The organism is Actinoplanes sp. NPDC049316, assembly GCF_040677315.1.
Classification (GTDB): domain Bacteria; phylum Actinomycetota; class Actinomycetes; order Mycobacteriales; family Micromonosporaceae; genus Actinoplanes.
In genome coordinates this window covers 112209-133179 of record NZ_JBFAQM010000025.1, presented here as the reverse complement: position 1 = coordinate 133179, position 20971 = coordinate 112209, and the positions used below count along the sequence as shown (strand labels likewise).

Here is a 20971-nt window from a genome sequence, read left to right as displayed (position 1 = left end):
GCCGACGACGAGGGCGACCGCGACATCTCCGTGGACTCCACCACGACCGGCCTGAACGCCTTCCGCAAGGTCGCCGCCGACCCGATGTTCAACGTCACCCTCAAGTAACCCCCCGGGGCATTCGGGCCGGTCTCCACCACGGAGGCCGGCCCGATGTCTATCGCGGCCAGGGCACGGTCAGCTCGCCCCGCCGCCACCGCGCCGGCCCGTCGAGCACCGGCCGGGACGAGCGGAACCGGTCCACGGTCGCGAGCCAGCGCTGCCGCGGCCCGAACGGCGTGGCGCTGGCCTCCCACGCCGCGCCCAGCGTCGCGAGCAGCTCGTGGACGGGATGGCCCGGCACGTTGTGATGGATGAGCGCCTTGGGCAGCCGCTCCGCGAACGTCGCCGGATGGTCCAGATCGGACAGCCGGGCCGACAGCGTGAGCGTCCGCGGCGTGCCGTCCTCGACCACCGCCCACGTGGCGATCCGGCCCAGCTCGTCGCAGGTGCCCTCGACCAGCAGCGCCCCGGTCGCGGTCATCGTGCGCCAGGCCTCGGCCACCTCGTCCTCGGCGTACTGGCGCAGGACGTTGAACGCCCGGACCACCACCGGGCGCAGGCCGGCCAGCTCGAACCCGCCGCGGTGGAACTCGAGCCGGGGCGGGTCCGCGTACGGTTGCGCCGCGGCCACCCGTACCGGATCGATCTCGAGGCCGGCCACCCGCACGTCGGAGCGGACCGCGGCCGCGAGCCGGGCCCGCAGCTCGATCGCGGTGATCGGCGTCGCGCCGTAGCCCAGGTCCACGACGAGCGGCCGCTCCGCGGACGCCAGCAGTCCGCCGCACCGGTACGCGATGAAGTTGTCCACCCGGCGCAGCCGGTTGGGGTTGGTCGTGCCCCTTGTGATCGCGCCCAGCGGCTTGGTCACGGCTACTTCTCGCGGACGACCTTGTGCTGCGCGGCCTGTGCGATCGGCCGGACCACCAGCCGGTCGACGTTGACGTGCTGCGGACGGGTGGCCGCCCACGCGATGCAGTCGGCGATGTCCTCGGCGACCAGCGGCTCGCGGACGCCGGCGTACACCGCGTCGGCCTTGTCCGGGTCGCCGAAGCGGTTGAGGGAGAACTCCTCGGTCCGCACCATGCCGGGGTCGATCTCCACGACCCGGACCGGCCTGCCGGCCAGCTCCAGCCGCAGGGTGCCGACCAGCGCGGTCTGGGCGTGCTTCGCGGCCGTGTACCCGGCGCCGCCCTCGTAGACCGTGAAGGCCGCCGTCGAGCCGACCGTCACGACCGTGCCCGCGCCGCTCGCCTCCAGGGCCGGCAGCAGCGCCTTGGTGACCCGCAGGGTGCCGAGCACGTTCACGTCGTACATCCACTGCCAGTTGTCGACCGAGCCGTCGGCGACGGGCTCCATCCCGCGCGCGCCGCCCGCGTTGTTGACCAGCAGGGTGACCGGACCGCCCAGCCCGTCCACCGCTGCGGCCAGCGACGTGACCGATTCCGCCGAGGTGATGTCGCAGGCCACGGCGGTCGCCGACGCCTCGCCTACCTCCTTGACGAAGGCCTCGAGCCGGTCCGCGCGGCGGGCCGCGGCGACCACGTGGAAACCCTCGGCGACGAGCCGGCGGGCGGTCGCCGCGCCGATGCCGCTGGACGCGCCGGTGACGACGGCGATGTTCTTCTGCACCATGCCTAGATCCTGCCTCATGACCTGAGTCACGCCCGGCCGCCCGAATTGGGTTCGGGCGGTCCGGACGGGGAAGATGAACGACGGCGTAACAGTTCGTCGTTACGTTCGACCGCTTTTGAAGGGACACGACGTGGCTGATCCGTGGGCCGCAGGCCACTGGCCGACTCCCCGGCGCATCGCCACCCTCTCCGTGCACACCTCGCCGCTGGAGCAGCCCGGCACCGGCGACGCGGGTGGCATGAACGTCTACATCGTCGAGGTCTCCCGGCGGCTCGCCCAGCGCGGGGTCGAGGTAGAGATCTTCACGCGGGCCACGTCGAGCGAGCTTCCGCCGGTCGTCGAGATGGCGCCCGGCGTCAGCGTGCGCCACGTCACCGCGGGGCCCTTCGAGGGCCTGTCGAAGGAAGAGTTGCCGTCGCAGCTGTGCGCTTTCACCAACGGGGTGCTGCGCGCCGAGGCCGCGAACCCGCCGGGCTACTACGACCTCATCCACTCGCACTACTGGATGTCGGGCCAGGTCGGCTGGCTCGCCCGGGAACGCTGGGGTGTCCCGCACGTGCACACCGCGCACACCCTGGCCAAGGTCAAGAACAGGCTCATCGCCGACGGTGACCGGCCGGAGCCCAAGGCCCGCGTGATCGGTGAGGAACAGGTCGTCGCGGAGTCCGACCGGCTCGTCGCGAACACCCGCTTCGAGGCGCAGGACCTCGTCACCTGCTACGAGGCCGACCCGACGCGCCTGTCCGTGGTGCAGCCCGGGGTGGACCTCGACCGGTTCCGCCCCGGCGCCGGCCAGGCCGCCGACCGCCGCCGGCTCGGCCTGCCGGAGCGCGGGCACGTGGTCGCGTTCGTCGGCCGCATCCAGCCCCTCAAGGGCCCGGACGTGCTGATCCGCGCGCTCGCCGCCGAGCCGATGCGCGACGCCGACGTCACCGTGGTGATCTGCGGCGGTCCCAGCGGCAGCGGCCTCGACCGGCCCACCTCGCTCATCGAGCTGGCGGCGTCGCTGGGCGTCTCGCACAAGGTGCGGTTCCTCCCGCCGCAGACCGGCGACGCGCTCGCCGCGCTCTACCGGTCGGCCGACCTGGTCGCCGTCCCCTCGCACAACGAGTCGTTCGGGCTGGTCGCGCTCGAGGCGCAGGCCTGCGGCACGCCGGTGGTCGCGGCCGCCGTCGGGGGCCTCGTCACGGCCGTCACGGACGGCGTCAGCGGCGTCCTGGTCGACGGGCACGACCCCGCCGACTGGTCGGCGGTGCTGGGCCGGCTGCTGCGCTCGCCGGCCCGGCGGTTGCGGCTGTCGGTCGGCGCGGTGCGGCACGCGTCGAACTTCTCCTGGGACCGTACGGCGGAAGGCCTGCTGCGCGTCTACCGCGAGGCCGTGTCCGAGCACCGTGCGCTCATCGCCGCGCGTCTGGCAGGCTCCTTCTCGTGGTGAACGACGTCGGAGCCCTCATCGAGCGCGTCTGCGCGGAGCGCGAGCTGCCGTGCGAATCGACCGGCGACTCGTCATGGGTCGTCACGATGCCCGGTACGCACAAGCTCAAGACCGCCTGCAACCTGATCGTCGGTGAGCACGCGCTGCGCATCGAGGCGTTCGTCATGCGCCACCCCGATGAGAACGACGAGCAGCTGTGGGCCTGGCTGCTGCGCCGTAACGCCCGCATGTACGGCGTCGCCTTCTCCATCGACGCGGCTGGTGACGTGTACCTGACCGGCCGGGTGTCGCTGAAGGGCCTCGACGAGGACGAGCTCGACCGGCTGCTCGGGTCGGTGCTGACATACGCGGACGAGTCGTTCGACTCGATGCTGGAGATCGGCTTCGGCACGGCCATCCGCCGCGAGTGGGAGTGGCGGGCCAAGCGCGGCGAATCGCTGGCCAACCTGCAGGCCTTCGCCCACTTCGCGGATCCCTCGACGAGCGACTGACCCCGCGCCGGATAACCTGGTCAATGCAATAGTTAAGAGCATTGCCAGTTGGAGGGCCGGTGCCGAAGGCGCGCGCGTGGTGGTCGGAGGCGGTCGGGGGGTTGCCGCCCACGTACTGGTACCTCTGGACCGGGCTGCTCATCAACCGCGTCGGTGGCTTCACGGTCCTGTTCCTGTCGCTGTACCTGACGGCGCAGCGGGGGGCGAGCACAGCGCTGGCCGGGCTCATCGTCGGCGCGTACGGCATCGGCGGCGTGGCCGGGACCCTGCTCGGCGGCGTCCTCACCGACCGCTGGGGCCGCCGCTCCACCTTGCTGGCCTCACATCTGGCCACGGCGGTGCTGCTCGTGGCGCTGGCGTTGAGCACCGAGCTGCACATGATCGCCTTCTTCGCGCTGCTCCTGGGCCTGGCGCAGGCGATGCCGGGCCCCGCGTTCGTCGCAGCGATCATCGACGTGGTGCCCGCGGAGAACCGTTCCCGCGCCTTCAACCTGCAGTTCTGGGCGTTCAACCTGGGCATGGCGGGCGCATCGCTGCTCGCCGGGGTGCTGGCCGAGTGGAGCTACGTCGGCCTGTTCCTCATCGACGCGGCGTCGACGGCGCTGACCTGCGTACTCATCTTCTGGAAGGTGCCGGAGACCCGGCAGCGCACGACCCTGCCGCAGGCCGAGATCGGCGGAATGCGCACGGCGCTGACCGACCGGATCTTCCTGGCCTTCGTCGGGCTCACCCTCCTGCAGGCGCTGCTCTACAGCCAGACCAACACGATCGTGCCGCTGGCCATGCGCGACGACGGCCTGAGCCCGGCCGGCTACGGCCTGCTCACCGCGCTGAGCGGAGCGTTGATCGTGACCGGTCAGCTCTTCGTCCCCAAGCTCATCGACCGGCACCGCAAGGCCCGCGTCCTCGCCGTCTCGCTGGCTGTGATGGCCGCCGGCTTCGCGGTGCTGGCCGCGGCGGACAGCCTGCCCTTCTACCTGCTCGCCGGAGCGGTCTGGACGATCGGCTCGATGCTCGCGGCGCCGCCGAACGCCGAGATCAACTCCGAGCTGGCCCCGCCGGAGCTGCGGGGGCGCTACCAGGCGGTGTTCTTCCTGACGTTCCCGGCGGCGTCGTTCCTGGCGCCGGCGCTGGGCGGGGCGAGCCTGCAGGCGTTCGGCCCGGCACACTGGCTGATCGTCGCGGCGGTGGGTGCCATCGGGGCTGCGCTGCACCTGGTCGCCGGGCCGGCGCGGGAGCGGCGGGTGGCGGCGACGGCCGCCCGAACCCGCCAGACCACCACCCACTGACCGCCGGCCGGACCCGCGAGGCCCGACGCGGGCGGCGGGTCTCGCGCGAGCCCGGCACGCGGTCGGGCCTGGACACGCGGTCGGGGCCGGGCACGCGGTCGGGGCCGGGCGGGCGTTCGGGCCCGGACATGCGGAAGCCCGGCGCTCCGGCCGGGCTGATGATCACGATTGGCGCCGGCGGCGGCGGGCGACACCCATCCCCATAGGCGTCGCCCGCACATACCGCCGGTCTCGGGTCGCGCCGTCCCCCAACGGCTCATGCCACCCGTCCCCGAACACCGATCCGCGGCGGCCCCGGAGGGCAACCCGTTCCCCGAACTAACGGTTCGGCGTCCATCGACCACGCTAGTTGGGGCCGTCAAGCCTCACAAGCCACTTGGCACTCTGCCATCTGTCGGGACCGTCACACCCGGCAACTCAAACCTCACGGACGATGCCCAACTCGCCCTTAAGGCCAATTGCCCGCGGAACGTGCGGGCGGGCTCAGCCCCTCCGGTCATCGGCCGAACGGGTAGGTGACGTCCCGGAAACGATCTCCAGGAGCAGCCCAGATGGCTCAGTCCTCCGCCCCGCTCGCCTCGGATCCCGTGCTTCAGCAAGCCTCCCTCGCGCTGCTGCTGCACGAGCGTTTGATCGCCACGGTCAACGCCAGGTCCGGCGTGGTGGTGGCGGCCAACGACCGGTTCTGCGACCTGGTCGGCCGGGACGGGAGCGACGTGGCCGGGCAGCGGCTGAGCGAGCTGTGGAACACCTCCGCGAGCGCGGTGGACCGGATGCTGGACGCCGCGCGTGGCGGCGAGTACCTGGAGCAGGTCATCGAGGTCGTCGATCACGCCGACCGGCACAAGTGGCTGCGGCTCAACTGCGGGCCGGTGCCGATGGAGCCGGGCGTACGGCAGGCCGACGGTCAGCTGGTGCTGGTGACGGCGTACGACATCACCGAGGACCGGCGGCACCTCACCGAGCTCAAGGGCAAGAACGCCGCGATCGACCGGACCCAGGCGGTCATCGAGTTCGATCTCAACGGCGTCATCCTGTCCGCCAACGAGAACTTCCTGGAGCTGGTCGGCTATTCGCTCGGCGACCTGGTCGGCCAGCACCACCGCATGCTGTGCGAGGAGCGGTACGCCGACAGCCCCGAGTACGAGCAGTTCTGGGAGCGGCTGCGCACCGGCGAGGCGGAGTCCGGTGAGTACAAGCGGGTCGGCCGGGGCGGGCGGGAGGTCTACATCCGGGCCACGTACAACCCGATCCTCAACCTGGACGGGCGGCCGTACAAGATCGTGAAGTACGCCCTCGACATGACCGGGACGAAGCTGCGCAACGCCGAGTACGAGGGCAAGGTCACCGCGATCGGCCGGGCGCAGGCGGTGGTCGAGTTCGACCTGGCCGGCACGATCCTCGACGCCAATCAGAACTTCCTCAACACGATGGGCTACACGCTCGACGAGATCCGGGGCCAGCACCACCGGATCTTCGTCGACGAGCAGGAGGCGCGCGGCGCCCAGTACCGCAACTTCTGGCAGGCGCTCTCCCGCGGCGAGTTCGAGTCCGGCGAGTACAAGCGGGTGGCCAAGGGCGGCCGCGAGGTGTGGCTGCAGGCGTCGTACAACCCGATCTTCGACCTGGACGGCCGGCCGTTCAAGGTGGTGAAGTACGCGACCGACGTCACCGAGGCCAAGCTGCGCAGCGCCGAGTACGTCGGCAAGGTCACCGCGATCGGCCGGGCGCAGGCGGTCGTCGAGTTCGACCTCGAGGGCCACATCCTCGACGCCAACGAGAACTTCCTCGCCGTGGTCGGCTACAAGCTCGATGAGGTACGCGGCCAGCACCATCGCCTGCTCGTGGAGCCCGAGGCGGCCCGCAGCCCCGAGTACCGGCGCTTCTGGGAACGGCTGTCCCGCGGCGAGTTCGAGTCCGGCGAGTACAAGCGGATCGGTAAGGACGGCAAGGAGGTGTGGCTGCTGGCGTCGTACAACCCGATCTTCGACCTGGACGGCCGGCCCTTCAAGATCGTCAAGTACGCCACCGACGTCACCGACGGCAAGCTGCGCAACGCCGAGTACGAGGGCAAGGTGGAGGCGATCAGCCGCGCGCAGGCGGTCGTCGAGTTCGACCTGCAGGGCCGGGTGCTGGCCGCCAACCGCAACTTCCTCGACGTGGTCGGCTACTCCATCGAGGAGGTACGAGGTCAGCACCACCGGATGTTCGTCGGCAAGGAGGACGCGGCCGGTGCCGAGTACCTGGCGTTCTGGGACAGGCTGGCCCGGGGCGAGTTCGACTCCGGCGTCTACAAGCGTGTCGCCAAGGACGGCCGGGAGGTGTGGCTGCGTGCCACGTACAACCCGATCTTCGACTTGGACGGGCGGCCGTACAAGGTCGTCAAGTACGCCGCCGACATCACCGAGGCGAAGCTGCGCAACGCCGAGTACGAGGGCAAGGACCAGGCCATCAACCGCGCGCAGGCGGTCATCGAGTTCGACCTCGAGGGCACGATCCTGCTCGCGAACGAGAACTTCCAGCGGACGCTCGGCTACTCGGCGCGGGAACTGGTCGGTCAACACCACAGCATGCTGTGCACCCCGGACTACGTGACCTCGGCCGAGTACCGCGACTTCTGGCTGCGGCTGCGCAAGGGCGAGTATCTGACGGGGCGCTTCCACCGGGTCGGCAAGTTCGGCCGCGACGTGTGGATCCAGGCCACGTACAACCCGATCTTCGACATGCAGGGCCGCCCGTTCAAGGTCGTCAAGTACGCCCACGACATCACCGACCAGGTCCAGCTGGAGCAGCTGCTCTCGGCGAAGACCCGGGAGATGAGCCGGTCGATCAACGAGCTGACCGGCTCGATCGACGAGATCGTGGTCAGCGCCCAGCAGGCGAGCCGGCTGGCGGGGGAGACCCAGCAGAACGCCCAGGAGGGCTACGAGGAGCTGCGCAAATCCATCGAGGCGATCGACCTGATCGAGAAGTCCTCCGACCAGATCGCCGCCATCGTCAACGTGATCGGGGAGATCGCCAGCCAGACCAACCTGCTGGCGTTCAACGCCTCGATCGAGGCGGCCCGGGCGGGTGAGCACGGTGTCGGCTTCTCCGTGGTGGCCGGCGAGGTACGCAAGCTGGCCGAGCGGTCGTCGGACGCGGCACGGGAGATCACCACGCTGATCCACGAGTCCGCGCAGCGGGTCGGGCAGGGCTCCACGGTCTCGCACCGCGCGCAGGACGCGTTCGGGCAGATCCTGAAGAGCGTCGCCTCCACCACCGAGTCGATCAAGCGGATCGCCGACTCCACCCAGCTGCAGCAGAGCGCGTCGCGCTCGGTCAACGAGCTCATCAACGACCTGATCGGCACCGACGCCGCGATGGCGCCGGAGGGAACCATGGCCCGGTGATGGCGACCGAGGCCCGGTACGGGGTGTTCCACGCCGGCGGCGTCCGGGTTGCGCTGCCGCTGGACGAGCTCCGCGAAGTGATCATGCGACCGCCGGCGTTCAGCCCGCTGCCGGCCACGGCGCAAGGGCTGCTGGGCGCGGTGAACCTGCGGCACGTCGTGATCCCGGTGCTGGACCTGCGCCGGCTCGCCGGGTACGCCCCGGACGACGACAAGGGCAGGGTGATCGTCATCGTCGCCCGTGGCGACCGGCTGTTCGGGCTGCTCGGCGACGAGATCGAGGGGGTGACGCGGATCCGGACCGAGTCGCTGCTGCCGGTCTCCGTCGGCGGCGAGCGGCCCGCGCTGTTCTCGCACACCTTCGAGCGGCCCGAGGACGGCGCGGTGGTGTCCCTGCTGGACGCCGAGGCGATCGCCGGACTGCCGGGCGTCCCGGTCGTCCGCGACACCGGCCCCCGCGCGTCGATGGCCGGGCTGGGCGGCCTCGACACCGACACGTCGCGGCGTACGGTGCTCCTGCTGCGCTGCGGGCCGGTCGGCCTCTGCATCGACGTGGGTCACGTGCACTCGGTCGTCCCCCAGCTCACGCTGCACTCCTCGCCGCTCGACGGCTCGTCCGTCCGCGGCGTCGTCCACCTGCACGGCAAGGCGGTGCCGGCGGTCGACCCGCTCAAGCTGCTGGGCCTCGGCGCCGTGCCCGACGACGGCAACCTGCGCGGCGTCGTGCTGGCCACGCCGCGGGGCGTCGTCGTGCTCACCGTGTCGGAGATCGCCGACATCGCCTCGGTGCCGGTGGGGGACGTGCTCCCGCTCCCGCCGGTCGGGATGAGCAAGGACGGGTTCCTGTCCGGGGTGCTGCGCACCGGCTCGGGGGATCAGCACCTGCTGCTCAACGGCGAGGCGTTGCGGGCGGATGCCGAACTGGACGCGCTGGGCAGTCTCGGCGTACCCCTGAACGCGGCCGGGGCCGCCGCCGAGCCGGCGCCGGTGGCCCGGAACGCGGGCCGGGACCAGGACCGTCCGGACGGGCGCCAGGTCGTGCCGAGCGTCCGCAAGTTCCTCACGTACAGCGTGGGCATCGAGGCGGCGACGCCGCTGAGCCAGATCACCGAGATCGTCCCGTACCCGGAGAATGCGATCGCGGTCGACGACGCCGGCGCCCTGCTCGGGTTCTTCGCCCACCGCAAGCTCTCCGTACCGTTGATGTTCCTGCCGCAGCTGCTCGGCGTGCCCGGCGTGCCGGACCCGAGGACCGCGCGCGTGCTGTTGGTCGACGGGCCGGGCGGCGAGCTGATCGGCTTCGTCGTCCCCGCGCTGCACGCGATCGAGGACTCGGTCTGGGAGGAGACCGCGCCGAAGGAGACCGCCGACCCCGGCGCGCTGCTGCAGCGCGGCCCGCTGGTCAAGATCGGTACGGAGGCCCAGGGCCGGCTGCTGCCCCATGTGGACCTCACCGCGATGGTGGTCGCCGAGCTGGTGTGAGCCTGCCGAACAGTCGGCGCGGCCGATGTCGATGAGTCACCGGCGCAGGCGGCCGTGTGGTCGGCCGGTCGCCTAACTGGTCCAACCAGTTGACGGGCTGATGTGAGGGCGGGCACACTCCCGGGCATGACTTTCGACCCGCTGTCGCGGGAGACGGTGTCGGACCAGGTGTTCGGCCGCCTCCGGGATGCTGTTGTCGCCGGTCGTTACGGGGCGGGGGAGGCGTTGCCGAGCGAGCGTGAGCTGGCTGCGGCGTTCGGGGTCAACCGGCACGCCATCCGGGAGGCGTTGCGCCGGCTGCAACAGCTCGGGCTGGTGAGGGTCAGCCAGGGTGGTGCCACCCGGGTGCAGGACTGGCGGGCCACGGCGGGGCTGGACCTGGCCATGGCGCTCACCGCGGCCGGTGACGTGCTTCCGGTGGACACGTTGGCACGCGACGTTCTGGAGATGCGTGCGTGCATCGGTGCCGACGCGGCCCGGCTCTGCGCCGAACGGGCCACCCCGGCAGCGCGCGCGGCCATCGCCGAGGCTGTGGAGGCCTATGCCGAGGCGGTTCCGGACCTGGAACGGATGGGTGCGGTCGACCTGGCCGTGTGGCGGCGGATCGTGGAGGGCTCGGGCAACATCGCCTACCTGCTGGCGTTCAACAGCCTGACCGCCGGCGCGCTCGCCGTCGGGCACGTCCCACCGGACCGGCGCACCGCTGAGCTGCTGGACGTCGCCGCACACCGCCGTCTCTCCGCTCTGATCGCCGCAGGTGATGCCTCAGGCGCCGAGACCGCCGCACGGGCACTGCTCTCCACCGTCGTCAGGGAAGAGTCCGTCAAGGGAGTAACGGTCCGGGGAAAGGTGGTCCCGGGGGAGAGGCAGCCGGGGGAGAGACGGTGAGGAAAGAGGGAGTGGGACAGGCCGTCAACAGCACCACCACAACGAGAGGGGAGCCCACCCGGTGATACCCGCAGTCCTCTACGCCGTACCCGCGTTCCTGCTGCTCATCGTCATGGAGGTGCTGTCGTTCCGGTTCCTGCCCGACGACGAGGAGAAGGGTTACGAGGCGCGCGACACCGCCACCAGCCTCTCCATGGGCATCGGAAGCCAGGTCGTCGGCGTGCCATGGAAGCTGGTGACCGCGGTCGCGTTCGCCGGGCTCTACGTGCTCAGCCCGATCAAGCTCGACCCGCACGACTGGTGGGTGTGGGTGCTGCTGTTCTTCGCCGACGACTTCGCCTACTACTGGTTCCACCGGCTGCACCACGAGGTGCGGGTGCTCTGGGCCGGGCACGTCGTGCACCACTCCAGCCAGTTCTTCAACCTGTCTACGGCGCTGCGGCAGAGCTGGACGCCGATGACGTCGCTGCCGTTCTGGCTCGGGCTTGCGGCGCTCGGCTTCCCGCCGTGGATGATCTTCCTGCAGCAGTCGGTCAGTTTGGCGTACCAGTTCTTCCTGCACACCGAGCGTGTCGACAGGCTGCCGCGCCCGGTGGAGTGGTTCTTCAACACGCCGTCGCACCACCGGGTGCACCACGGCTCCAACGATCCGTACCTGGACCGCAACTACGGCGGCATCCTGATCGTCTGGGATCGGCTGTTCGGCAGCTTCGAGCCCGAGGGCGAACAGGTGAAGTACGGGTTGACCAGCAACATCGAGACGTACAACCCGCTGCGTGTCGCGACGCACGAGTACGCGGCTATCTGGCGTGACCTGCGCTCGGCGCGTACCTGGCGGGACCGCGCCGGCTACCTGTTCGGCCGTCCCGGCTGGCAGCCCGCCGCATGACAATGAGCAACTTTGAACCTGACGTCAGGCCTGAAGCCGTCGGGCCCCTGTCCGGCGCCGGCAACCGAGGCCGTCGTCACGTTGGCAAAGGCTTACTGTTCCTGGCTGTCGCCGTGATCGAGATCGTCGCGGTCGCGGCGGACTGGACGGCGCTGCAGTGGATCGCCAAGCCGCTGCTGGCGCCGGTTCTCATCGGATACCTGCTGCAGCGCGGTCGGCGTGACATGGTCGTCGTGGCGCTGTGCTTCGCGACGGCGGGAGACATCGCGCTGCTGGTGCCGGGGGAGGTGGCGTTCCTCGCCGGGATGCTGTTCTTCCTCGGCACACAGCTCTGCCTGATCGCGGCCTTCCCCAAGCCGTCGGGCAGAGCCTGTCTCGCCTACGGTGCGTTCTGGGTGGCTGCCAACGCGATGCTGTGGTCGAAGCTGGGCACTTTGCGCGTACCCGTGCTGGTTTACAGCCTGACGCTGACCGCCATGGCCGCGGCAGCCGCGGGGGTTTCTCGTCGCGTCGCCGTCGGCGGCGCACTCTTCCTCGTCTCCGATCTACTGATCGGCGTGGGCGCGGCCGGGGTGCGCCTGCCCGCACACGACGTCCTGGTGATGGTGACCTATGCAGCCGCGCTCGGCCTGATCGCCACGGGCTGGACCCGCGCGTGTGAACGCGGACCGAGCCCAGCTGGCCAGAAGGCGCCGGTGTAGAGCAGGCGGTTCGGTGAGCCCGAGCCCGATGTAGCTGTCCGGCACTACCTCGGCGCCCGGAACCGCCTGCACGGCTGCCTCCGCGCGCAGGCGCCGTCTGTGCACCCGTCGCCAACCCGAAAACGGCCAGGGCGACAGCCCCGACGACCGCGGCTCCCCGGCGCATGGTTGTTCTCACTCGAACCTTCCGGCATGGGGTGGTCACACAACCGCGTGAGGTGAAGCGGGCAGCACGATCGAAGGTTATAAATGACCCTCAAAGTGGATCAGCGTACGGTTCAGCAGGTGTGGTCGACGGGCTGGGCGGCGAGCTGGTGTGGGCCTGCTAGGTTCTCCGGTACGCCGATGAGCCGGAAGGAGGTCAGAACAATGTCCGATGTTCTGCGCCCCCTCCGCGTCCCGGCGTCCACGCGGAGCTGAGCCGGGGCGTCCGCTCTCCCGGAGGTTCCCCATGACCGACGTGGTCGTCCGCCCGCTCGTCGCGGGCGAGGAAACCCTGTTCGACTCGCTGCCCGACCCGCTGCCCGAGCTGCGGCAGATCCCGTACGCCGACGGCCTCGCCACCGGCGGTTACCGTCCCGGGAACACCTGGGTCGCCCTGCGCGGCGGTCGCGTCGTCGCCCGCGCGGCCTGGGTCCAGCCGCCGGGAGCGGTCGGCGATCCGTGGCTGGAACGGTTCGACGTGGCCGCCGAGCCCGAGGTGGGCGCCGCGCTGCTGCGTGCCGCCCACGAGGCCTTCGGCGGTCCCCGGCCGTACTACGCGGCGGCGCCGGCGTTCTGGCGGCGCCGGCCGGAGGTCAAGGCCGTCGTGGAAAGACCCATGACCGCGGCCCGGCTCGCCGGCCTCGTCGAGCGAGGTGAGCGGTTGCGCTTCACCTGGACCGGTACGCCGTTGCCCGCGGCCTCGGGGCGCCACACGTTCCGCCCGGCCCACGATGCCGCCGAGATCAACGACCTGGTGGCCCGCATCGCCGCGCCGGAGGTGCTGACCGGCGCCGAGACGGCCCGGGCGGTGGCCGGCGTGGACCTCGCCACCGACCCGCTCGCGTGGCTCGGCGGCCCGCCGGGCGACTGGCGCGTGGCCCTGACCGGCGGCGAGCCGGTGGGCCTCGCCGGTACGGCCGGGGACGCCTGCTACCCGCTGCTGGTCTACCTCGGCGTGCTGGACCCGGCCGCCCGCGGTGATCTGCTCGCCGATGCGACCGGGACGCTGGCCGAGGCCGGCGCCCGGGAGGTCGTGGCCGACGTGGACGCGCACCGCGTCGCGACCGTGGCAGACCTCGAACGCACCGGCTTCCGGCGCCTGCGTGCGAGGGTCGTCTTCACGCCCTAGTCGTCCACCGGAACCGGCACCTGCTGCGGCGGAGTGATGTCTTCCTCGTGCAGCGTCTCCGTCGCGGCGGGTGCCGGGGTCGTCAGCTTGCGCTGCGAGAGGCGCAGGGCGGCCGAGCGGCGTTCCCATGCCGGGCCGGACAGCAGCTGGCCGACGGCCACCAGCACGCCGAGCGCCGCGCAGCCCAGCCACAGCACCGCGCTGCCCGCGTGCTGCTGGACGAAGCCGCCGATCACCGGCGCCAGCGCCGAACCCGCCGACCACGACAGCGAGTTGACGCCCTGGTAGCGGCCCCGCAGCAACGAGGGCGACAGCTCGGCGACCAGCGCCGAGTTCGACGGGCTCTGCAGCATCTCGCCTAGGGTCCAGATCACCACGGTCATCGCGTAGAAGGCGGCCGAGCCCGCGAACGCGTTGAGGCCGAAGCCGACGCCCATGATGAGCGTCGCCAGGGCCAGCACCCGGGACCGGTGGTGGCCGTCGATGAGCTTCGGCACGAACAGCTGACCCGCCACGATCAACAGCCCGTTCACCGCGATCACCCACCCGAAGGTGGCCGGGCTGAGGCCGTCCGCGCTCATCGCGATCGGCAGCGTCGACATGTGCTGCATGATCACCAGCACGATCACGAAGTTCAGCGCGAGGAAGCCCACGAAGACGCGGTCGCGGAAGACCGTACCCAGGCCCGGCCCGCCGCGGGCCCGGCGCACCGCCACCCGGACCGGCCGGGTCTCCGCGATGAACACCAGGCTGATCAGCGCCGTGATCAGCGTCGTGCCCGCATCCACCACGAACAGCAGCAGGTAGTCGAACTTCGCGGCGAACCCGGCGAGGATGGCGGCGCCGGCGAAGCCCAGGTTCACCGCCCAGTAGTTCAGCGAGAACGCGCGGATGCGGTCCCGGTCGGGGACCACGTCGACCATCATCGCCTGGAACGCCGGCCGGACCCCCTCGGCGAAGACGCCCAGCAGCCAGGCGCCGGCGAGCAACTGCCAGAACTCCCCGGCGAAACCCAGCGTGAGCATCAGCGTGGCCGCGCCGAACTGCGCGGTGAGCATCGTCGGGCGCCGGCCCCACCGGTCGGTGAGCACCCCGCCGGTCATCGTGCCGATCGCGCCGCCGACGCCGTACGCCCCCAGCACCAGGCCCGCCTGGCTCTGCGAGAAATGCAGGTCCTGGGTGAGGTAGATGGCCAGGTAGATGACGACGAACGCGCCGAGCCGATTGATCAGCGTGCCGGTCCAGAGGAACCAGAACTGCCGGGGCAGCCCACCCGCCGCTTCCCGCACCCACCCGCGCACGCCCGCACCCCCGTGTAAGCACCGGTAGAACCTTCCGGACTTACAACCTAGTGATCCGCCCCGGGCCGCGCAGCCCGGTTTCCACGTGGTGGTCGCCACTCGGGGTCGGCGTACGACCGGTCTCGCGTTGCGGCAGGATGGAGGTCATGACTGGGACCCTTGTGCTGCTGCGCCACGGCGAGAGCGAGTGGAACGCCAAGAACCTCTTCACCGGCTGGGTCGACGTCGACCTGAACGCCAAGGGTGAGACGGAGGCCCGCCGCGGCGGCGAGTTGTTGAAGGAGCACGGCCTCCTGCCGGACGTCGTGCACACCAGCGTGCTGCGCCGCGCGATCCGCACCAGCGAGATCGCGCTGCACACCGCCGACCGGCACTGGATCCCGGTCAAGCGGCACTGGCGGCTCAACGAGCGCCACTACGGCGCCCTGCAGGGCAAGGACAAGAAGCAGACCCTCGAGACGTACGGCGAGGAGCAGTTCATGCTCTGGCGCCGGTCGTACGACGTGCCCCCGCCGCCCATCGACGACAACGACGAGTACTCGCAGTTCGACGACCCGCGCTACGCGGAGCTGCCGCCGGAGCTCAAGCCCCGCTCGGAATGCCTGAAGGACGTGCTCCTGCGCGCCCTGCCGTACTGGTACGACGCGATCGTCCCGGACCTGCGCGCGGGCAAGACGGTGCTCGTGGCCGCGCACGGCAACAGCCTGCGCGCCATCGTGAAGCACCTCGACCAGATCTCCGACGAGGCCATCGCGAAGCTCAACATCCCGACGGGCATCCCGCTGCGCTACGACCTCGACGACAACCTGCGCCCGGTCACCACCGGCGGCGCGTACCTGGACCCCGAGCTGGCCAAGGAAGCGGCGGCCGCCGTCGCCAATCAGGGTCGCTGATTTCTCACTCTGGGGGCTTTTCGGGGGCGGGGATGCCGCACGCAGGGATCAAGCCTGACCGCCCGGAGTGCGGCATCCCCGCCCCCGAAAAGCGTTGTGGTCGCTCTGCTTGCACTACTTGACGCCGGGGCCTGGTGACAGCGACCAGATGTTCTGTGGCAGCGTGAAGCGCCGGATGCGTTCGTGGCATCCGGCGCTTCACCGCGCTGTGGGGTTATGGGTTAACGGGGTGGCCGGTGATGAGGTAGAGCATTTGTTCGGCGGAGTTGACGGCGTGGTCGGCGTATCGCTCGTAGAAGCGGCCCAGGAGGGCACCGTCGATCGCGGTCTCGGCGCCGTACGGCCAGTCGTCGGCGAGTAGGACCTTGAAGAGGTCGCGCTCGAGGTCGTCCATGGCGTCGTCGTCCTTCTCCAGCTCGGCCGCCAGGCCGGCGTCGGGACGGGCCAGCACCGTGGTGATCTTGTCGGCCATCCGGTCGGCGACCTCGGCCATCTGCCGGAAGACCGGACGCAGCTCCGCCGGGACCGCCGGCGACGGGTGCCGGCGCAGCGCCGTCTTCGCCACGTGCTCGGCCAGGTCGCCCATCCGCTCCAGATCGGCGGAGATGTGCAGCGCGGTGATCACCATCCGCAGGTCGGAGGCGACCGGCGCCTGCCGCGCGATGGTGTCGGCCACCTTCGTCTCGACCTGGCGGTAGATGTCGTCGACCTCCGCGTCGCGGGCCATCACCGACTCGGCGGCCTCCCGGTCCGCGGTCAGCAGCGCGGTCGTCGCCTTGCGCAGGGCGGCGCGTACCGCCTCCGCCATCGTCACCAGCAGGCGACTGACCTCGTTGAGGTCCGCCTGGAACTCCTCACGCATGTTCTCGTCCCGGGGTCGAGGCTGGCCGGAACCTGGCCGGCAGCCGGGGTGAGCAGGGCTTGCACGGGCAACGCTAGGAGGGCTCGGCGGCGCGGACATGAACGGCGGTGAACGACGCCGGGCCGGGTGGTGAACATTGTTCGAAGCACGCCGGATTTGTCCGGTTAGCCGTACGGGTCAGGTAAACAATGACCCTACGATCGCTGCGTGGACACGGTGTACGGCCTCGCTCTCATCCTCGTCGCGCTCGCCGTCGGCGTAGCGGCGGGATGGCTGCTGTCCCGCACCCGCGGGCCGGAGCGGCCGGTGACCCGATCCGCGCCGGCCGGAGCGAGCGAGGGGGGACGGAAGATCGACACCGACGAGGAGCCGACCGGCAAGACCGGGCTCAAGGGCCTGGGCCGCAAGAGCCTCGACTCGCTGCGGGTCGGCGTGGTCGTGCTCGACGCGGACGACCACCCGGTGCTCGTGAACCCGGCCGCCCGCGCCATGGGGCTGCTGCGCTCCGGCGGGGCCCCGGGCACCATCGCCGCGCACCCGATCCTGCGGACCCTCGCCGGCCAGGTGCGCCGCACCGGCGTGCGCCGCGAGGTCGAACTCGACCTGCCCCGCGGCAAGGCCGGCAACACGTCGGCGCCGCTCGGGCTGCACCTGCGCGCCGTCGCCCTCAACTCCACCCACGTCGCCGTCGAGGCCGCCGACGTCACCGAATCGCACCGCCTCGCCCGGGTCAGGCGCGACTTCGTGGCCAATGTCAGCCACGAGCTCAAAACGCCGATCGGCGCGCTGCAACTCCTCGCCGAGGCGCTCCTGGACGCCACCGAGCTCCCCGAGACCTCGCTCGAGGCGCAGTCCGAGGACCTCATCGCGGCCCGGCGCTTCGCCGACCGGATCCACCACGAGTCCGCCCGCATGGGCCGGCTCGTCAACGAGCTCCTCGAGCTCACCCGGCTGCAGGGCGCCGAACCGCTGCCCACGCCGGAACCCGTCGCCCTGGACTGGGTCATCGCGGAGGTCATCGACCGCACCCGCACCACCGCGGCGGCCAAGAGCATCGAGGTCGTCTACACCGGCCCCAAGGGCGCCACCGTGTACGGCAGCGACAGTCAGGTCGCCACCGCCGTGACCAACCTCGTCGAGAACGCGATCGCGTACTCGGGCGAGGACACCCGCGTCGCGCTCACCATGCGCCAGGACGACGAGTGGATCGAGATCGACGTCACCGACCAGGGCATCGGCATCGCCCCGCACGACGTCGACCGGATCTTCGAACGCTTCTACCGGGCCGACCAGGCGCGGTCCCGCTCCACCGGCGGCACCGGCCTCGGCCTGGCCATCGTCAAGCACATCGCCACGAACCACGGCGGCCGCGTCGACGTCTCCAGCACACTGGGTGGAGGTTCGACGTTCACCCTGCGCCTACCGGCGCGCCCCCCGGAATCCCCGCTGCCGTTACCGGCGGCGATTGAGATCGAGTCCGGCGCGGCCGGGCTCCCCTCGGCCTGACGGCCGCGGAAAGCACCGAAAGGAACCCCCATTGGCTCGCGTGCTCGTGGTCGAGGATGAGGAGTCGTTCTCCGACGCCCTGTCGTACATGCTCCGCAAGGAGGGCTTCGAGGTATCGGTCGCCCCGACCGGCACCTCGGCGCTGACCCAGTTCGACCGGACCGGCGCCGACATCGTCCTGCTCGACCTCATGCTGCCCGAGATGTCCGGCACCGAGGTGTGCCGGCAACTGCGGCAGCGTTCCGCCGTACCGATCATCATGGTGACCGCCCGCGACAGCGAGATCGACAAGGTCGTCGGCCTGGAGATCGGCGCGGACGACTACGTCACCAAGCCGTACTCGCCGCGCGAGCTGGTCGCCCGCATCCGGGCCGTGCTGCGCCGGCAGGGCGCGGAAGCGGCCGAGGTCACCACCCCGACGCTGGCGGCCGGCCCGGTACGGATGGACGTCGAGCGCCACGTGGTGACGGTCGACGGTGCCGGCGTGCAGCTGCCGCTCAAGGAATTCGAGCTGCTCGAGCTGCTGCTGCGCAACGCCGGCCGGGTCCTCACCCGGGGGCAGCTGATCGACCGGGTCTGGGGCGCCGACTATGTCGGCGACACCAAGACGCTGGACGTGCACGTGAAGCGGCTCCGCTCGAAGGTGGAGCCGGAGCCGAGCGCTCCTCGGTACATCGTTACCGTGCGTGGTCTGGGCTACAAGTTCGAGCCCTGAGTTCGGTTGCGGTGGGGCTTCGGGGGGAGGGATGACCCACTCCGGGCGGTCAAGCTCGATCCCTGCGTGGGGTTGCGGCGGGGCTTGGGGGGCGGGGACGACCCACTCCGGGCGGTCAGGCTTGATCCCTGCGTGGGCCGTCCCCGCCCCCGAAGCCGTTGTGGGCCATCTGGGCGAGTCGGTGCCGGCTTCGTGCCTCCCCGGCTCTTCGGGCGTTCGTCAGCTCATGAGCGCGGTGGGGTTGCGGGTTCTCGGCCGGGGCGCCTTTTGGGCTTTTGGGCGGCTTCCGCGGCGACGGTGGCGGGGTGGGGGGCGACCATCTTCGACTCGAGGCGGGCATCGCAGAGGCGGGCCAGTTCGTCATAGGCCTTCTGGCCGATCAGGGCGGCCAGTTCCGGGCCGTACGAGCGATACATGGGTTCCGTGCCCACGTGGGCGTCGGGGGACGACGTGCACCACCAGTCGAGGTCGTGACCACCCGGGCCCCAGCCGCGCCGGTCGAACTCGGTGAGCGTGGAGAGCAGGTATTTGCTGCCGTCCGGGCGCTTGGACCAGTCCTGCTCGCGGCGTACGGGCAGCTGCCAGCACACGTCCGGCTTGTAGATGAGCGGGTGCACGCCGTCGCGCAGCGCCTGGGCGTGCAGGGCGCAGCCGCCGCCGGCCGGGAAGCTGTCGTCGTTGAGGAACACGCACGGGCCGTCGTCGGGCTGGGTGGCCGTACGCCGGGCCGGTTTCGTCCCGTCGACCGTGTCCATCTCCGTGTAGTTCTTGAACCCGCGACGGTAGTGCTGCCACGTCTCGGGCGTCAGCTTGGCGGCCGCCGCCTTGATCCTGTTCTCGTCGTCCGCGTCGGTGAAGAACGCGCCGTGCGAGCAGCAGCCCTCCTGCGCCCGCCCGGCGATGATGCCGTGGCAGGCCGAGCCGAACACGCAGGTCCAGCGGGAGAGCAACCAGGTCAGATCGGCGCGGACCACGTGCTGGTCGTCGGCCGGGTCGGTGAATTCGATCCATTCGCGAGGGAAATCGAGATCGACCTCGCGGGCGCGGGCGGCTGCCGCGTCGTCCATCACAATGCGGAGCTGGGTGCGGCGACTCACCTGCGACAGCGTACGCGCGCATCCCCCGCGGCGGCGCGCAGCGGGCCGGGTTTGCCCCTTGTATACCGTCCGAGGAACTGGCAGAGGTGGCCGACGGGTCTACCCTTGACGCGTGACTTTCCGTGTCCCCGTACTCCTGTCCAGCTCCTCCGTCTTCCCCGAGCCGACCGCGGCCGCGTTCGAGATGGCGGCGACGGTGGGCTACGACGGCGTCGAGGTCATGGTCTGGACGGACGCCGTCAGCCAGGACGCCGGCGCCCTGCAGGGCCTGGCGAAACACTACGACGTCCCGGTGCTCTCCGTGCACGCGCCATGCCTGCTGGTCACCCAGCGGGTGTGGAGCCCGGACCCCTGGGAACGCCTCACCAAGGCGGCCGAGCTTGCCGAAACCCTCGGCGCGCCCACCGTGGTCGTGCACCCGCCCTTCACCTGGCAGCGCGACTACGCCCGCAACTTCGCTGACGGCCTGGCCAAGGTGCAGGCCCGGCACCCCGACACGACCTTCGCGATCGAGAACATGTACCCCGTACGCATGGCGGGGCGGAACTTCGTGCCGTACGTGCCGGGCTGGGACCCGACCGAGGCGGGCTACGACGCGTACACGCTCGACCTGTCGCACTGCGCCGCGGCCCGCACCGACTCGCTCGAGATGGCCGACCGCATGGGCGCGGGCCTCAAACACGTCCACCTCGGCGACGGCACCGGCGAGGGCCGCGACGAACACCTGGTCCCCGGCCGGGGCGCGCAGCCCTGCGCGGAGCTTCTCAGCTCGCTGACGGGGCGGGGCTTCCGCGGCTCGGTGGCCCTGGAGGTGTCCACCCGCAAGGTGAAGAGCCGCGACGTGCGTGTGCAGGATTTGCGAGAATCGCTGGCATTCGCACGGCGGCACCTGGCCCCGGCGGAATCGAGCACGCCGGCGACCACCGGCGCCTGACCGAGCGGCCTGCGGCTCCCGGGGCCCGGCTCGGCGCTCGGCCCCCCTCACCCGACTACGCCCGGCCGTGGTCTGGCCGGCTCGGCGCCG

The 20971-nt window shown here is 71.1% G+C and carries 18 protein-coding genes; 13 read left to right on the top strand and 5 right to left on the bottom strand.

Annotated features, from left to right (window positions below; genetic code table 11):
* Positions 1–157: 157 nt before the first annotated feature.
* Positions 158–910: a class I SAM-dependent methyltransferase gene (locus AB0K03_RS30380; RefSeq protein WP_364691694.1), complete on the bottom strand. Its 753-nt coding sequence runs from the start codon at positions 908–910 to the stop codon at positions 158–160.
* 2 nt (positions 911–912) lie between these two features.
* Positions 913–1674: an SDR family oxidoreductase gene (locus AB0K03_RS30375; protein WP_364691691.1), complete on the bottom strand. Its 762-nt coding sequence runs from the start codon at positions 1672–1674 to the stop codon at positions 913–915.
* Between the two features lie 73 nt (positions 1675–1747).
* Between AB0K03_RS30375 and mshA the strand changes: the two genes are divergently transcribed.
* From mshA to AB0K03_RS30330, 9 genes are all read left to right on the top strand, one after another.
* Positions 1748–3109, top strand: a complete 1362-nt coding sequence (gene mshA / locus AB0K03_RS30370) for a D-inositol-3-phosphate glycosyltransferase (RefSeq protein WP_364691688.1) — start codon at positions 1748–1750, stop codon at positions 3107–3109.
* Complete coding sequence (locus tag AB0K03_RS30365) at positions 3106–3600, top strand: YbjN domain-containing protein (protein WP_364691729.1); 495 nt, start codon at positions 3106–3108, stop codon at positions 3598–3600. The genes mshA and AB0K03_RS30365 overlap by 4 nt, the downstream gene beginning before the upstream one ends.
* Before the next feature lie 59 nt (positions 3601–3659).
* The gene (locus AB0K03_RS30360) at positions 3660–4889 is read left to right on the top strand and encodes an MFS transporter (protein WP_364691685.1); all 1230 of its coding nucleotides are present in this window, start codon (positions 3660–3662) and stop codon (positions 4887–4889) included.
* Positions 4890–5440: 551 nt separating this feature from the next.
* The gene (locus AB0K03_RS30355; protein WP_364691683.1) at positions 5441–8281 is read left to right on the top strand and encodes a PAS domain S-box protein; all 2841 of its coding nucleotides are present in this window, start codon (positions 5441–5443) and stop codon (positions 8279–8281) included.
* The gene (locus AB0K03_RS30350) at positions 8281–9762 is read left to right on the top strand and encodes a chemotaxis protein CheW (protein WP_364691726.1); all 1482 of its coding nucleotides are present in this window, start codon (positions 8281–8283) and stop codon (positions 9760–9762) included. The genes AB0K03_RS30355 and AB0K03_RS30350 overlap by 1 nt, the downstream gene beginning before the upstream one ends.
* Positions 9763–9888: 126 nt before the next feature.
* Positions 9889–10650, top strand: a complete 762-nt coding sequence (locus AB0K03_RS30345; RefSeq protein WP_364691680.1) for a GntR family transcriptional regulator — start codon at positions 9889–9891, stop codon at positions 10648–10650.
* Positions 10651–10711: 61 nt separating this feature from the next.
* Positions 10712–11539 (top strand): sterol desaturase family protein, encoded by an 828-nt coding sequence (locus AB0K03_RS30340; protein ID WP_364691677.1) that lies wholly within the window; start codon positions 10712–10714, stop codon positions 11537–11539.
* 113 nt (positions 11540–11652) lie between these two features.
* Positions 11653–12240, top strand: a complete 588-nt coding sequence (locus AB0K03_RS30335; RefSeq protein WP_364691675.1) for a lysoplasmalogenase — start codon at positions 11653–11655, stop codon at positions 12238–12240.
* 451 nt (positions 12241–12691) lie between these two features.
* Entirely contained in the window at positions 12692–13573 is an 882-nt protein-coding gene (locus AB0K03_RS30330) for an acetyltransferase (RefSeq protein ID WP_364691672.1), read from the top strand.
* Here AB0K03_RS30330 and AB0K03_RS30325 read toward each other — a convergent pair.
* A complete protein-coding gene (locus tag AB0K03_RS30325; protein ID WP_364691669.1) occupies positions 13570–14874 on the bottom strand; it encodes an MFS transporter in 1305 nt (434 codons plus the stop codon). The genes AB0K03_RS30330 and AB0K03_RS30325 overlap by 4 nt on opposite strands.
* Positions 14875–15020: 146 nt before the next feature.
* Here AB0K03_RS30325 and AB0K03_RS30320 point away from each other — a divergent pair, with 146 nt between their 5' ends.
* Entirely contained in the window at positions 15021–15767 is a 747-nt protein-coding gene (locus AB0K03_RS30320) for a phosphoglyceromutase (RefSeq protein ID WP_364691666.1), read from the top strand.
* A 214-nt stretch (positions 15768–15981) separates the two neighbouring features.
* Here AB0K03_RS30320 and phoU read toward each other — a convergent pair whose 3' ends face one another.
* A complete protein-coding gene (gene phoU / locus AB0K03_RS30315; RefSeq protein WP_364691663.1) occupies positions 15982–16629 on the bottom strand; it encodes a phosphate signaling complex protein PhoU in 648 nt (215 codons plus the stop codon).
* 207 nt (positions 16630–16836) lie between these two features.
* Between phoU and AB0K03_RS30310 the strand changes: the two genes are divergently transcribed.
* Positions 16837–18135, top strand: a complete 1299-nt coding sequence (locus AB0K03_RS30310) for an ATP-binding protein (protein ID WP_364691660.1) — start codon at positions 16837–16839, stop codon at positions 18133–18135.
* A gap of 31 nt (positions 18136–18166) precedes the next feature.
* Positions 18167–18850, top strand: coding sequence for a response regulator transcription factor (locus AB0K03_RS30305; protein ID WP_041832944.1), 684 nt, complete (start codon positions 18167–18169; stop codon positions 18848–18850).
* A 224-nt stretch (positions 18851–19074) separates the two neighbouring features.
* On the opposite strand, the gene AB0K03_RS30300 is transcribed toward AB0K03_RS30305, so the two are convergent.
* Positions 19075–19947 (bottom strand): hypothetical protein, encoded by an 873-nt coding sequence (locus AB0K03_RS30300; RefSeq protein WP_364691656.1) that lies wholly within the window; start codon positions 19945–19947, stop codon positions 19075–19077.
* A 112-nt stretch (positions 19948–20059) separates the two neighbouring features.
* On the opposite strand from AB0K03_RS30300, the gene AB0K03_RS30295 reads away from it, so the two are divergent.
* On the top strand, positions 20060–20881 hold the full coding sequence (locus tag AB0K03_RS30295) for a sugar phosphate isomerase/epimerase (RefSeq protein ID WP_364691654.1): 822 nt from the start codon (positions 20060–20062) through the stop codon (positions 20879–20881).
* Positions 20882–20971 lie beyond the last annotated feature (90 nt).

Bases quoted from the DNA above. Each gene is read 5' to 3' on its own strand.
- phoU (WP_364691663.1), bottom strand. From the start codon at position 16,629: ATGCGTGAGGAGTTCCAGGCGGACCTCAACGAGGTCAGTCGCCTGCTG.
- AB0K03_RS30330 (WP_364691672.1), top strand. From the start codon at position 12,692: ATGACCGACGTGGTCGTCCGCCCGCTCGTCGCGGGCGAGGAAACCCTG.
- AB0K03_RS30375 (WP_364691691.1), bottom strand. From the start codon at position 1,674: ATGGTGCAGAAGAACATCGCCGTCGTCACCGGCGCGTCCAGCGGCATC.
- AB0K03_RS30320 (WP_364691666.1), top strand. From the start codon at position 15,021: ATGACTGGGACCCTTGTGCTGCTGCGCCACGGCGAGAGCGAGTGGAAC.
- AB0K03_RS30350 (WP_364691726.1), top strand. From the start codon at position 8,281: ATGGCGACCGAGGCCCGGTACGGGGTGTTCCACGCCGGCGGCGTCCGG.
- mshA (WP_364691688.1), top strand. From the start codon at position 1,748: ATGAACGACGGCGTAACAGTTCGTCGTTACGTTCGACCGCTTTTGAAG.
- AB0K03_RS30355 (WP_364691683.1), top strand. From the start codon at position 5,441: ATGGCTCAGTCCTCCGCCCCGCTCGCCTCGGATCCCGTGCTTCAGCAA.
- AB0K03_RS30345 (WP_364691680.1), top strand. From the start codon at position 9,889: ATGACTTTCGACCCGCTGTCGCGGGAGACGGTGTCGGACCAGGTGTTC.